Below are 13220 nucleotides of genomic sequence, written 5' to 3' on the forward strand. Positions count from 1 at the left end.
AATTATTTTTTAACAAAGGCTTCAATAATGTTATTTATATCTTTATCGGTAGTTGTTTTGTCAGAAAACAAGTGTTTATATAAAGGTTTATTTTTAACTTTTTTCTCTAAAGAAAGATTGGTGTTTTTAGCATATATATCGCTCCACTTATTTCTAACTATCTGCCATTTTCCTTGATTTTTTTTCCACCATTTTTGTGCAGGTTTACATTTAGAATCGGCAACTTTAACATAGGTGTTATATCCTTTTTCGTATGCTACAATAACATCTTTTTTACCTGTTTTTCTGATGATTTTTTTATTGTCTTGATCGTGCAACCATCCGTAGTTTGTAATTTCATGACGGTTTCCTCTTTCAGTTACATTATAATCACTTCTTTTGGTGTATTCTCTACGAGGTAAAGGTGCGTCAGTGGTGCTTTCCCAGTAAGTTTTCCCATCAACATGTACCCATGACCCTGAACCTTCATAGCGAGGGCTGTCATCAACTTGATACACTTTTTGTGTCCATTGTTTTTTTACACTTGCTTTAGTTTTATTTTCATATACCCAATTATTATCACCGTTAAACATATAAAAATCTTGGTTTTGATATACCCAATCTTGTCGCCAATGTTTTACGATATGCGGTTTTGCAGGGTTTCCAACTTGTAATAAATGCTGTATAGCAATTTTGTTATTTTCATCTTCAATTAATTCCGCCCATTCTAAAGCAGTATCAATTTTTATTTTCGAAGGTTTGTATAGTGAATCTTTACTATTATTAAAGGTTTCTGCAAAATTAAAAGTTACTTCAAAACAACCACACATTTTTTTGATAGCCTCTTTATCTTTTGTTTTTTTACTTTGAGAATTTGCCGAAACAGCGAAAAGAAGTACTAAACTTCCCAGTAATAAATTTTTCATTTTAAGGATTATTTTTGATGTAATAAATTTTTTGTAAAAATATACATTTTATTTAGATTGATTAATAATAAGGGTATATATTTGCCGAAAATTATTAAGAATGTTTCTATATAGGAAGTTTATAAGTGTATTTGCCTTTATCAGTTTAACTGTTTTTTCTCAAGAAAAAATGGCGACTGACAATGGTTGTACCGCTTCTTATGGTTTAGAAGAAGTGGTGATAACAGCAACAAGAACAAAGCGTCAGTTATCGTCAATACCAGTGCCTGTTACTTTAATTTCGAAAGAACAATTACAAAAATCAGGTGCGGTACGGCTAAAAGATATTTTATTAGAACAAACAGGTATTACTTTAGTGTCTGATTTTGGAGGCTCTCAAGGCGTGCAAATTCAGGGAGTTGCTGCTGATTACACCTTAATTTTAATCGATGGAGTTCCTGTTGTAGGAAGAGCATCAGGAAATATTGATTTAAGTAGGCTGAGTGTAAACAACATCAAACAAATAGAAATTGTTAAAGGACCGTCGTCATCTTTGTATGGTTCTGAGGCGATTGGTGGTGTTATTAATATCATTACCGAACAGCCAAAAAATGGTAAAATAGAAGGTTTTGTAAGCTATTTAGCAAAAGGTGGCGCAGCAAATGAATTAGATATTAACAGTAATATTAAGTTAAAAAAGAAGCGATTTGGGTTGGTTTCTGGTATTAATTTAAATTCGAGCAATGGCTTTGATTTATCTCCAGAAACCGCTTCAAAAACAACAGAAGCACATCAGAATTTTACAGGGAATTTAAAACTAAGTTATGATTTTTCGGATCATTTAAAAACCGTAGTTTCTTCACGATTTTATACACAATCGCAACAAGCTATTAAATCAGCTAAAAACAAGCGAACAGATTGGAATATTAACACCAATATACATCATAAAATAAAGGATAATTGGAGTTTAAACTACCTGTTTTATACTACAAAATATACTACAGAAAGTGTTTTTAATAAACAAGATAAGCTATACAATGAAAAATTAATGCGTCCTGAAATTAAATCGACTGCTGTTTTTGGTAAAAACACCTTAGTTATAGGTTTAGGATCAAATTTTAATTCATTAGAAAGGACGGAATTTAATAGCGTTAAAAAATACGATACGCCTTATGTTTTTGGGCAGTTTGATTTTAATCCGAATGCGAAGTTAAATGTAATTATTGGTGCTAGATTTGAAAAAAGCAATCAATATAAATCGGCATTTACCCCTAAGTTATCCTCTAGCTATAAAATAAATAAATGGTTTACAGCAAAAGGCTCGGTTGGTTTTGGTTTTAAAGCGCCTGATTTTAGACAGCTTCATTTCAATTTTAAAAATTCAGCAAACGGATATGTTGTTTTTGGAACGCAAACAATACATCAGTTATTTCCAGATACTCCTGAAATAAAAGCCATTGAAAAAGAGTTAAAACCCGAAAGTTCGATTGGTTATAACTTCGGATTTCAACTAAAACCTACTCGAAAGTTAAAATTAGATGTCAATATTTTTAGAAACGATTTAAAAGATATGATTGATTCTTTTGACACCCGATTAAAACCACTTTCTTTAGGATTGCCAATAGGAACGAGAGTTTTTTCTTATAGAAATAGAAACCAGGTTTATATGCAAGGAGTAGAATTGGATATTAACTATAAAATTACATCAAATTTTAGCATTTTAACAGGGTATCAATTTTTAGATACAGGAGATAAATTACAAGAAGATCAGCTGAAATCGGGGGAGATATTTTTTAGAAAAACAAGTACTTCGCCTTCTCAAAAAATGAAAATGTCAAATTATTATGGCTTGCCAAATAAATCGAAGCACATGCTAAACTTTAAAGTTTTTTATGAAAATTATGCCCATGATTTTTCGGCAAATATTAGAGCTATTTATCGAAGTAAATACGCCTTGTTTGACACGAATAATAGTCAAGGAGTTATTGATGAATTTGATGATTTTGTAGCAGGAAATACACAAATAAATATTGCGGCTACTAAAACATTTTTTAACAGAATGAATCTTCGAGTAGGAGTTAATAATTTATTTAATGAAAAGGGAGAAGAAAATAAAAAAACATTTAAAAATAACGACACTGTTTTACAGTTAGGAACAACTTTCTACGGAAGCCTTCAGTTTAATTTTTAGATAAAAAATAATCAAGTAAATATATATAAAATGAAAATTTTAAAATCAATTTGGCTAATCGTTTTAGTTGCTTTTTTAGCTGTTTCTTGTAGTGATAATAGCAGTGATGATGTTTTTGAGCCAGTTATGGCAAAACAAATTAAAAACTTACACGCAAAACAACTTACTGATTATGCGGTAAATCCTCCAACGGCTTCAGGTGAATTTGTAAAGTTTAGCTTTAAAAAAGGAGGAATTGTAACCGATGATAATTGGGATATCGCCTTTAGAGCCACCACAATTATCGTAAATGGAGGAGAATCGACAGGAGTTAAAGAAGAGCCAAAAAGAACAGGAGAAGCAAGTATCGCTTTAGCCTTAGGAACTTTTTCAGAGATTACAAAAGCCCCCGAATCTGCTCGTTTCAAGCAAGATGAAAAAGGAATGTTAGCCTTGCCAAAAAGTTTGTGGTATACTTATAATTTTTCTGACCACAGTATAAATCCTGTAGCAGGAAAAGTACTTGTTGTAAAAACGATTGATGGGAATTATGCTAAAATAGAAATTTTAAGTTATTATAAAGATATGGACAGTTCAAATTCTGCCGATCCTAAAAATTCAGGTGCACAATATTATACTTTTAATTATGTATACAATCCGACTGTAGGTGATAAAAACCTTCAATAAGTAAGAACTATTGAGTTTTGTTAATTTTTGTTATGTTAAAGCTGCTTATCCCGAAAAGGTTAGGCAGCTTTTCTATTTTTTATATTATTTTATCAGTTAAATAATGCGCTGTAAAAGAGTCTTTATTTTTGATTAAATCTTCTGGAGTTCCTGTAAAAATTAAATTTCCACCATTTTTTCCGCCTTGTAAACCAAGGTCAATAATATGGTCGGCACATTTAATTAATTCAATATTATGTTCAATTACAATAATCGAATGACCTTTATTTATTAAGGCATTAAAAGAGGTAAGTAATTTTTTAATATCATGAAAATGAAGTCCTGTGGTAGGTTCATCAAAAATAAATAAAGTTTTATCCTTGGTATTTCCTTTCATTAAAAAAGAAGCTAACTTTATACGTTGCGCTTCTCCACCAGATAATGTTGATGATGATTGCCCTAATTGTACATATCCTAGGCCAACATCTTGCAAGGGTTTTAGTTTACGAGCAATTTTAAATTGTTCTCGTTCTTCGAAAAAAGTAACAGCATCATCAATAGTTAGGTTTAAAATATCATCAATAGATTTTTTACCAAAATGAACTTCTAAAACCTCTTTTTTAAAGCGTTTTCCGTGGCAGGTATCGCATTGCAAATGCACATCAGCCATAAACTGCATTTCAATAGTAACTATTCCTTCGCCCTTACAAACCTCGCAACGTCCTGCATCAACATTAAAAGAAAAATGTTTTGGTTGATAATTTCTGATACTCGCTAATTTTTGAATTGAAAACAATTTTCGAATATCATCATAAGCTTTTATATAAGTTACTGGGTTTGACCTTGAAGAACGTCCGATAGGATTTTGGTCAATAAATTCAACATTTTTTATATTTTCAAAACTTCCTGTAATATCAGTAAACTGACCTACTTTTTCACCATACCCGACCAGTTTTTTCTGCATTGCAGGATATAAAATTTTCTTAACCAAGGTACTTTTTCCACTTCCAGAAACACCTGTAATAACAGTTAAGGTATTTAGCGGAAAAGAAACATCAATATTTTTTAAATTGTTTTCACGAGCACCAATAATATTAATGGTGTTTTTTGAGTTTCTACGTATTGTAGGGGTTTCAATTTTTAATACTTCGGATAAATACTTAGCCGTTAGCGAATCGGATTTCATAATATCATCAAAAGTACCTTCAGCAACTACGTTACCACCGTAAGTTCCCGCTTCAGGACCTATGTCGATAATATAATCAGCCTCTTTCATAATATCTTCATCATGTTCAACTACAATAACGGTGTTCCCTAAATCACGTAAATCTTTAAGTACATCAATTAATTTTTCGGTGTCTTTTGGATGTAAACCAATACTAGGTTCATCTAAAATATACATAGAGCCAACAAGTGAACTTCCTAATGATGTTGCTAAATTTATTCGTTGACTTTCACCTCCAGAAAGCGTGTTTGAAGTACGGTTTAAGGTTAAGTAATTTAAACCAACATCGGTTAAAAATTGTAAGCGATTATTAATTTCAGTAAGCAATCGTTTTCCTATTGCTAATTCGTGTTCATTTAGTTTTAAATTATTGAAAAACACTGATAGTTCATCTAAAGGAAGTGTAACTAAATCTGAAATTACTTTTTCATGAACATGTACATAATTAGCTTCTTTACGGAGTCTTTTTCCGTTACAATTGTTACAAGTTGTTTTTCCTCGATAGCGAGAAAGCATTACTCTATTCTGAATTTTATAACTTTTTTCTTCTAGTTTTTTAAATAAATCGTGTATTCCTTCAAATTTATTAGTTCCGTTCCAAACTAATTCTTTTTGATTTTCAGAAAGCTCAAACCAAGGTTTATGAATAGGAATATCAAAATCAATAGCATTTAAAATTAAGTTTTCTTTATAAATTTTATAGCTGTCTGTTTTAAAAGGGAAAATAGCATCTTCAAAAATAGATAATCCTGTATTTGGAATAACTAATTCTTCATCAATACCAATTACACTTCCGTAACCTTCGCAAGTAGGACAAGCTCCGTACGGATTGTTAAAACTGAATAAATGGGTATTAGGTTCTAAAAATGTGATTCCGTCTAATTCAAATTTATTGCTAAACTCTGTGATTTTTTTATCATTTAAATTTTCAACGAAACAAATTCCTTTTCCTTCAAAAAAAGCAGTTTGAATAGCATCACCTAATCGATTATAAAAATCTTCTTCATTTTTAGTAATAATTCTATCAACAACTAAAAATAAATCTTCATTATTAAAATCATCAATAGGAAAATCGTCAATTCTTAAAACGGTATTATTATATTTTAAACGAGCATATCCTTGTTGATTTAAAACTTGTAAAACAGTTTTTAAATCTCTATTTTTATTGATAATAATTGGAGCTAATAATAAAAGTTTGGTACGTTCTTCAAAAGTTTTTACATGATTAAGAACATCAGAAACAGTATGTTTTTTTACTTCGCTACCTGATATTGGCGAAATAGTTTTACCAATACGAGCATATAATAATTTTATATAATCGTAAATTTCGGTTGAGGTTCCTACTGTGGATCGTGGATTTGTTGAGTTTACTTTTTGTTCAATAGCAATTGCAGGCGCTATTCCTTTTATATAATCTACTTTTGGTTTGTGTAATTTTCCTAAAAACTGACGAGCATATGACGATAAACTTTCTACATAACGTCGTTGTCCTTCGGCGTATAAAGTATCAAAAGCTAGTGTTGATTTTCCAGAACCTGAAAGCCCTGTTATTACTACTAATTTATTACGAGGAATAACAACATCAATGTTTTTTAAATTGTGTAAGCTAGCTCCTTTTATAATAATATTTTCTTTAGGATTGATGGCAGAAAGGTCTCTTTTCATGTACTTAAAAAATAAGCTATAAAAATACGATTTCTCAATTAAATAAGCCGAAAAGGCTTTATAGTTTTTTAATAAAAATAAAACAATTCTTGTTTTTTTGAAAAAAAAATCACATATTTGAAGTCTAATAATCAATTAATTACAGCCTATATTAAAAAAATTACTTTTAAAAAACATCCTCCTTTCATAAAAGAGTAACTAAGTTACTCTATAAAAAAGTAATTATGGTATATAAAGACATTGTAAGCGATAGCGATTTAGTAAAAGACTACATTAACGGAAAAGAACTAGCGATAGAATTATTAATTAAACGTCATCAACAACGTTTATATAGTTTTATTTATAGCAAAGTACAAAATAGAGACATTACAGAAGATATATTTCAGGATACTTTTATAAAAGTAATAAGAACTTTAAAAAAAGGTAATTATAATGAAGAAGGTAAGTTTTTACCTTGGGTGATGCGTATTTCTCATAATTTAATTATTGATTTTTTTAGGAAAAAAAATAGAATGCCTAAGTTTAATAATACTGATGATTTTGATATTTTTTCAGTATTAGCAGATGGGTCGTTAAATATAGAAAATAGAATAATTAAAGAACAAATATTACTAGCTGTAAGAGATTTAGTTAATCAATTACCAGAAGAACAAAAAGAAGTTTTAAAAATGCGTATTTATAATGATATGAGTTTTAATGAAATTTCTGAAAATACAGGTGTAAGTATTAATACAGCTTTAGGAAGAATGAGATATGCTTTAATTAACTTGAGAAAAATAATAGAGAAAAATAAAATTATTCTAGTTAATTAAGCAATAAAGGGAAATTGTTGTCGTTAAATGCTTGAAAACAAATGAATAAAGAGAAAAGAGAAAAGTATGATGAGAATTTACCTAGACAAATCTTCAGATTTTAAAATGAATCCTAAAAAAGAAACTATTCAGTTTTTAATTAATTTTTCAAAATCATTAAAAGTAATTAAAACTAAATCTAATTATTTAATTGAATTGAATTTGAATTAGTTTGAAAAGCTTCAACAAAATAATTGTTGAAGCTTTTTTTATTACTTATTTTTATAATAGTCATTTAAAACTGTCTTTCTTCCAATAGTTTTTGTAATAATATCTTTTTCTAAATCCCAACCACGAGCAGGAGAATATTCTCGTCCATACCAAATTATTTGTAAATGGAGGTCGTTCCATAATTCTTTAGGAAATAATCGTTTTGCATCTTTTTCTGATTGAATTACATTTTTTCCATTCGTTAAATTCCAACGATATAATAAACGATGTATATGTGTATCAATAGGAAAAGCAGGTACTCCAAACGCTTGACTCATAACTACACCAGCAGTTTTATGACCTACGGCAGGTAATTCTTCTAAATATTCAAAACTTTTAGGTACTTCACCATTATGTTTTTCAATCAATATTTTAGATAAACCGTGAATTCCTTTTGATTTCATAGGTGATAAACCACAAGGTCGAATAATTTCTTTAATTTCTTCAATGCTCATTTTTACCATATCGTATGGATTATCAGCCTTAGCAAAAAGTAAGGGGGTAATTTTATTTACTCTAACATCGGTACATTGTGCTGATAGTAAAACGGCAATTAATAATGTATACGGGTCTTTATGATCTAAAGGAACAGGTATTTCTGGATATAATTCGGCTAAGGTATCAATAACAAATTGTACTTTATTTTCCTTGGTCATTTTCTGAGTTTTAAACATAGATAAACAAAGGTACAAACTAACAAAGAACAACTATAATTTATTGTTAATTCAAAAGCAACGTTGTAACTTTGATATTATACGAACTATTTTAAACTACAAATTATGACAACATTAAAAGTAGGAGATAAGGCACCTAGTTTCGAGTCTGTTGATGAAAAAGGAAACATTGTAAAACTTTCTGATTATGAAGGGAAAAAGTTAGTGTTGTTTTTTTATCCGAAGGCAAGTACGCCTGGTTGTACAAATGAAGCTTGTGATTTAAGAGATAATTATCAGTCTTTTTTAGCAAAAGGATATGCTATTTTAGGTGCAAGTGCTGATTCTGCAAAGCGTCAACAAAATTGGATTAATAAACATGATTTACCTTTTCCTTTATTAGTAGATGAAGAAAAAGAAGTGATTAATGCTTTTGGTATTTGGGGACCTAAAAAATTTATGGGACGTGAGTATGATGGTATCCATAGAACAACTTTTGTTATTGATGAAAAAGGAATAATTATAGATGTTATTAGTAAAGTAAAAACAAAAGAACACGCAAGTCAAATTTTAGGAGAATAAAAAAACCGAGCTTTTAAGCTCGGTTTTTTATTTTTTATAAACGGTTTTCTATCCATTTTTGAAAACTGTAAAAATTTTGAGGAGCAACACCGTGTCCTACTGGGTATTCTGAATAATCATTTTTTAAATTATTAGCGTTTAAAAATACAGGTGCTTTTCTTGCCCAATCAACAGGAATTACTTGGTCAACAGTTCCGTGAGAAATATAATAATCAGTTGTGATTTTAGTATTTTCTTGCTGATTTTTGATTAATTTTTCATCAATATAACCGCTCAAGGCAATAACGTGTTGCACTTTATTCGGATAATTAAAGCTCAAGGCATAGCTTAAAATAGCACCTTGACTAAAACCTAAAATAAAAGTTTTATCAGGATTTGTGTTATATTTCGATTTAATTTCATCAATAAAATTAGCAATTTTAGTTACAGATGTTGCTGCTTGTTCTAAATCTGAAAACTTACCTTTAACGGCATCAAAATTAATTGCATACCAAGCAAAAGCACTACCACCCATAGTGTAAGGAGCTTGTGCGCTAATAATTAGTATATTTTCAGGTAATTCTTGTGCAAATGAAAATAAATCTTCTTCATTACTACCATATCCGTGTAATAAAATTAATAATGGCGGATTAGTAGTTGCCTGTTTAGGCTCTCTTACAATATAATTTAACATCTAAATAAATGTGTTTTAATAAACAAACATGTAAATAAATTAATTATTTACATGTTTGTTATATATTTATGTTTAAATATTCTTAAACCAGTCTTGAAATTGATCTCCTAAAAGAGGGATTTTTTCTTCTTCTCCTTTTAATGCTCCGATAAGTCCAATTATCCAAAAGATAAATAAAATTATATTAATAATTATTGCAATAAAAAAACTTATATAAGTCATAACAACCCAACCACTCAAAATATACAAAGCATTTAAGCCAAGCGTTTGTCTGATATGAAAACTTGTAAAAGGATTCTTTTTATCTTTATTTAATATTAACGCTATAATTGTTCCTATAATAGTAAAATAACTAATTATAGCATTTGTTTTTCCTTCATTTACAGTGTAGTTTTCCATAGTTATATATTTAAAATTAATTGTTTATTATTGTAAATACCATAGACTTTTCCTTTGATTTCTTTTTCTAAGAAAATACTATTTTTTGAAGTTGATAAAATATCTTTTTCAGTAAAAACAGATGTTCCTTCAGGGTTAAAAATAGATAAATTAGCAATTTCATTTTCTTTGATACTTGTTTTTTGAAGTCCAAAACGTTCTTTCGGATTATCAGATAAACAAGTTACAATAGTTTCTAAATCTAATACTGAGTTTAAAACTCCAAAAGCAGTTTCTAAACCAATAGTTCCATCTTTTGCTGTAGAAAATTCTACTTTTTTATGTTCAATATCAATCGGATTATGGTCTGATGTAATTATATCAATAGTTCCATTTTTAACACCTTCTAATAATGCGTTAATATCATCCGAAGTTCTTAAAGGTGGATTTACTTTTTTATTTCCATCAAATTGATGCAATTCATCATCTGTTAAAAATAAATTATGAACTGCTACACTACAAGTAACATTTAAGCCTTTTTCTTTAGCTTCTTTAATTAATTGTACTGATTTTTTAGTTGAAATGGTTGGAATATGTAATTTTCCGCCTGTATATTCTAATAAAAATAAATCACGAGAAATTTGTAATTCTTCCGCTAAAGCAGGAATTCCTTTTAAACCTAAAAGTGTGCTGTTTTTACCTTCGTGTGCTACACCTTCTCCTGCAATTGCCTTATTTTTAGGGAAACTAAGTGCTAATCCGTTAAAGTTTTGTGTATAAAGTAATGCTATTTTTAATAAATTATCATTCACTATTGGTTTTTTATAATCACCAAAAGCAATTGCACCAGATTGTTGCATGTCGTATAATTCCGCCATTTCAACACCTTTACTTTGTTGAGTTAATGTACCAATAGGATGTAGGTTTGTGGCAAATCCGTTGGCTCTATAAATTAGAAATTCAACAGCTGCTTTGTTATCAATAACAGGATTTGTATTTGGGTTTACGGCAATATCTGTAAATCCGCTTTTACCAGCTACTTGTAAACCATTTTTAATAGTTTCACGTTCTTCATATCCAGGTTCACCTAAAGAAACACTGGTGTCAAACCAACCTGTAGAAACATGTAAATTATCAAGTTTTATAATTTGATATTCTTCTTTATCGGTAATATTACTATCAATTTTAGTAATAATTCCATCAGTAATTAAAATATCTTTAGTTTGTTGGTGGTAAGGGCTATGCGCATCAATAATAGTTGCCGATTTTAATAGCGTTGTCATGGTTTAAAGAATTTTAAGATCAAAATTTCAATAAACAAAGATACAATTGCTACAACTAAAAACCATTTCCAAAGCCATTGAATTTTGTATTCGTTGTTACTATTTATTAACGTTTGCTTTACTGAGGTAGAAATTTTTTGATTTTCAGTAGTTGTGAAATCTAAAAAGTTTAACAAACTTTCTTTCTTCGGATAATTAAAAGCAATGTTTTTTAAAACAGATTCTTGTTGTTTTATTTGATAAAATCCAGCTATTAATGGCTGATTATTTGTCGTGATTTTTATACTATTTTGAAGCGTTTGTTGTAGTGGAATAAACGAAGTTTTATTGTTCGAAATAGATACTATTTCATTTTTAGAAATAAATTCATCAATAGCAATATTATTTTGTTTATCAGTAGTATAATATTCTTTAGATAGTTGTAAACTTTGTTTTCCGATTGTATAAAAAACAGGAACAATTAAAGGCGAATTTATAAAATTACTATCTTCTTTATTTAGCGGAGATGCTAAAAAATATACTTTTGAATTCACCTTGTTTATTTGTTGTATAAATGGTTTTTTGTTTTCAAAAGAAACAATAGTATTGGTATTTTTAAAAGTAGTATTATAAGCTGTTTTTACAAAAGGATATTGAAAATTACGCACTTTTTTCTCAAATACATTTTTAAATAATGGATGTTTGTAATTAATATCTGTAATTTTTAAGCTATCATTTTTTTGATTGTCATTTAATGGCTTGATATTTCCTATTTCAAGTCGATTTAATAAACTATTATAAGACAGAATTTTTGCGTTTTTAGATGGAATAATAACTAAATTCCCTCCTTTATTTGAATAGTCAACTAAGTTTTTAATAAGTGTTTCTGATAAATTATCAATTTCATTTAAAACAATAAGATGTTGTTTCGGAATTAAATTATAATTTAAATTTTGTGTATTTAAAGCTTTAAAATCAAATTCATCATCACTATAAATTCGTTTTAAAAAGTTAGCATTTTTACCAATAGATAAAATTTTAATTTTAGAATTGGTATTAATTGCGAAATAAAACGAATTATCAAAAGAGTAGGTATCTTTAAAATTTAATTCAATTTTACCTAAAAAATCGGAAGTATTAACAATAGAAAAAGCAACTTTTTTAGTTTCATTTTCTTTAATAGAAAACAGCTGTTTATTTATTAATTTTTTGTTGTTATAAATAGCAATAGGAACTTCTTTTTTTGAATTTCCTTGATTTTTAACAACAATTTGTACCTCTAAATTTTTCGATATAGTTGTGTTTACAAAAACACTATCAATAGATAAATTATTTTTTTCTTGCGGATTTAATTTTACGAAAGAAGTATTTTTAGGTAACTGATTAAGTGCTGTATTTTTTACATTCTGAAAATCAGAAATAATAATATTTTTAGTGTTTTTATTTTTTAGTTGTTCACTCGAAATTTTTAATAATACAGTTTCTAAAGCTATTTTTTTGGCGGTATTTTTAACTTCTAATAAAATATTTTTTAATTCCGTAGCTGTTTTATTTTGCTGATAAGCATCATTTGTAAGTAAAGAATATATCGCTTTTTCTGAAGTATTTTCAATAATTTCTTGAGCTGAAATTTGTAATAAATCACCTTTTTCACCTGCTGTATTTGTACTTAATGAATTATCTAAATAAATAAAAAAATGTTGTTGTTCATCACTTTTATGATTGCTAAAATAAGGTTGTGCAAAAGCTAAAATTAAAGCAGTAAATAATAGTAAACGAGTAGCTAAAATCAGCCATTTTTTTATGCGTGAACTTTTTCGGGTTTGTGTTACTAATTTTTTTAAAATAGCAACATTGGTAAACGTAACTTTTTCAAAACGTTGTAATTGAAATAAGTGAATTAATATCGGAATCAGTAAAAAAAATAAGAAGTATAAAGTTTCAGGATGTTTAAATTGCATATTTTTTTACTGTTAAGTGTATTTTTTTAATGAATATTTT

At 28.3% G+C, this 13220-nt stretch carries 12 protein-coding genes; 5 read left to right on the forward strand and 7 right to left on the reverse strand.

The features are described 5' to 3' along the window. Positions 1-2: 2 nt before the first annotated feature. Complete coding sequence (locus ABNT14_RS02735) at positions 3-905, reverse strand: DUF6607 family protein (RefSeq protein WP_101902357.1); 903 nt, start codon at positions 903-905, stop codon at positions 3-5. A gap of 100 nt (positions 906-1005) precedes the next feature. Here ABNT14_RS02735 and ABNT14_RS02740 point away from each other — a divergent pair, with 100 nt between their 5' ends. Both ABNT14_RS02740 and ABNT14_RS02745 read left to right on the forward strand, forming a co-directional pair. Beyond that, the gene (locus ABNT14_RS02740) at positions 1006-3075 is read left to right on the forward strand and encodes a TonB-dependent receptor plug domain-containing protein (RefSeq protein ID WP_101902356.1); all 2070 of its coding nucleotides are present in this window, start codon (positions 1006-1008) and stop codon (positions 3073-3075) included. Positions 3076-3105: 30 nt separating this feature from the next. After that, positions 3106-3741, forward strand: coding sequence for an HmuY family protein (locus ABNT14_RS02745; protein ID WP_101902355.1), 636 nt, complete (start codon positions 3106-3108; stop codon positions 3739-3741). Positions 3742-3820: 79 nt separating this feature from the next. On the opposite strand, the gene uvrA is transcribed toward ABNT14_RS02745, so the two are convergent. Continuing rightward, positions 3821-6610 (reverse strand): excinuclease ABC subunit UvrA, encoded by a 2790-nt coding sequence (uvrA, locus tag ABNT14_RS02750; RefSeq protein WP_101902371.1) that lies wholly within the window; start codon positions 6608-6610, stop codon positions 3821-3823. A gap of 224 nt (positions 6611-6834) precedes the next feature. Here uvrA and ABNT14_RS02755 point away from each other — a divergent pair, with 224 nt between their 5' ends. Continuing rightward, entirely contained in the window at positions 6835-7422 is a 588-nt protein-coding gene (locus tag ABNT14_RS02755; RefSeq protein WP_101902354.1) for an RNA polymerase sigma factor, read from the forward strand. 66 nt (positions 7423-7488) lie between these two features. Next, entirely contained in the window at positions 7489-7632 is a 144-nt protein-coding gene (locus ABNT14_RS02760; RefSeq protein WP_180948560.1) for a hypothetical protein, read from the forward strand. A gap of 41 nt (positions 7633-7673) precedes the next feature. Here ABNT14_RS02760 and ABNT14_RS02765 read toward each other — a convergent pair whose 3' ends face one another. Next, positions 7674-8327: an endonuclease III domain-containing protein gene (locus ABNT14_RS02765; protein ID WP_101902353.1), complete on the reverse strand. Its 654-nt coding sequence runs from the start codon at positions 8325-8327 to the stop codon at positions 7674-7676. Between the two features lie 123 nt (positions 8328-8450). On the opposite strand from ABNT14_RS02765, the gene bcp reads away from it, so the two are divergent. Next, positions 8451-8906 carry a thioredoxin-dependent thiol peroxidase gene (bcp, locus tag ABNT14_RS02770; protein ID WP_101902352.1) on the forward strand — a complete coding sequence of 152 codons (456 nt, stop codon included), beginning with the start codon at positions 8451-8453 and terminating at the stop codon, positions 8904-8906. A gap of 34 nt (positions 8907-8940) precedes the next feature. Here bcp and ABNT14_RS02775 read toward each other — a convergent pair whose 3' ends face one another. The 4 genes from ABNT14_RS02775 to ABNT14_RS02790 all read right to left on the reverse strand — a co-directional run bounded on the left by ABNT14_RS02775 (position 8941) and on the right by ABNT14_RS02790 (position 13180). Next, a complete protein-coding gene (locus ABNT14_RS02775) occupies positions 8941-9579 on the reverse strand; it encodes an alpha/beta hydrolase (protein ID WP_101902351.1) in 639 nt (212 codons plus the stop codon). Between the two features lie 72 nt (positions 9580-9651). After that, positions 9652-9978: a DUF4870 domain-containing protein gene (locus ABNT14_RS02780; protein WP_101902350.1), complete on the reverse strand. Its 327-nt coding sequence runs from the start codon at positions 9976-9978 to the stop codon at positions 9652-9654. A gap of 2 nt (positions 9979-9980) precedes the next feature. Further along, positions 9981-11240: a dihydroorotase gene (locus tag ABNT14_RS02785; RefSeq protein ID WP_101902349.1), complete on the reverse strand. Its 1260-nt coding sequence runs from the start codon at positions 11238-11240 to the stop codon at positions 9981-9983. After that, on the reverse strand, positions 11237-13180 hold the full coding sequence (locus ABNT14_RS02790; RefSeq protein ID WP_101902348.1) for a BatA domain-containing protein: 1944 nt from the start codon (positions 13178-13180) through the stop codon (positions 11237-11239). The genes ABNT14_RS02785 and ABNT14_RS02790 overlap by 4 nt, the downstream gene beginning before the upstream one ends. Between the last annotated feature and the right edge of the window lie 40 nt (positions 13181-13220).

Origin of the sequence: Tenacibaculum dicentrarchi, assembly GCF_964036635.1 — a bacterium.
GTDB classification, from domain to species: Bacteria; Bacteroidota; Bacteroidia; order Flavobacteriales; family Flavobacteriaceae; genus Polaribacter; species Polaribacter dicentrarchi.

Excerpts from the sequence above, each read along its gene's own strand:
- ABNT14_RS02735 (WP_101902357.1), bottom strand. The coding sequence starts at position 905 with ATGAAAAATTTATTACTGGGAAGTTTAGTACTTCTTTTCGCTGTTTCG.
- ABNT14_RS02740 (WP_101902356.1), top strand. The coding sequence starts at position 1,006 with ATGTTTCTATATAGGAAGTTTATAAGTGTATTTGCCTTTATCAGTTTA.
- ABNT14_RS02745 (WP_101902355.1), top strand. The coding sequence starts at position 3,106 with ATGAAAATTTTAAAATCAATTTGGCTAATCGTTTTAGTTGCTTTTTTA.
- uvrA (WP_101902371.1), bottom strand. The coding sequence starts at position 6,610 with ATGAAAAGAGACCTTTCTGCCATCAATCCTAAAGAAAATATTATTATA.
- ABNT14_RS02755 (WP_101902354.1), top strand. The coding sequence starts at position 6,835 with ATGGTATATAAAGACATTGTAAGCGATAGCGATTTAGTAAAAGACTAC.
- ABNT14_RS02760 (WP_180948560.1), top strand. The coding sequence starts at position 7,489 with ATGATGAGAATTTACCTAGACAAATCTTCAGATTTTAAAATGAATCCT.
- ABNT14_RS02765 (WP_101902353.1), bottom strand. The coding sequence starts at position 8,327 with ATGACCAAGGAAAATAAAGTACAATTTGTTATTGATACCTTAGCCGAA.
- bcp (WP_101902352.1), top strand. The coding sequence starts at position 8,451 with ATGACAACATTAAAAGTAGGAGATAAGGCACCTAGTTTCGAGTCTGTT.
- ABNT14_RS02775 (WP_101902351.1), bottom strand. The coding sequence starts at position 9,579 with ATGTTAAATTATATTGTAAGAGAGCCTAAACAGGCAACTACTAATCCG.
- ABNT14_RS02780 (WP_101902350.1), bottom strand. The coding sequence starts at position 9,978 with ATGGAAAACTACACTGTAAATGAAGGAAAAACAAATGCTATAATTAGT.
- ABNT14_RS02785 (WP_101902349.1), bottom strand. The coding sequence starts at position 11,240 with ATGACAACGCTATTAAAATCGGCAACTATTATTGATGCGCATAGCCCT.
- ABNT14_RS02790 (WP_101902348.1), bottom strand. The coding sequence starts at position 13,180 with ATGCAATTTAAACATCCTGAAACTTTATACTTCTTATTTTTTTTACTG.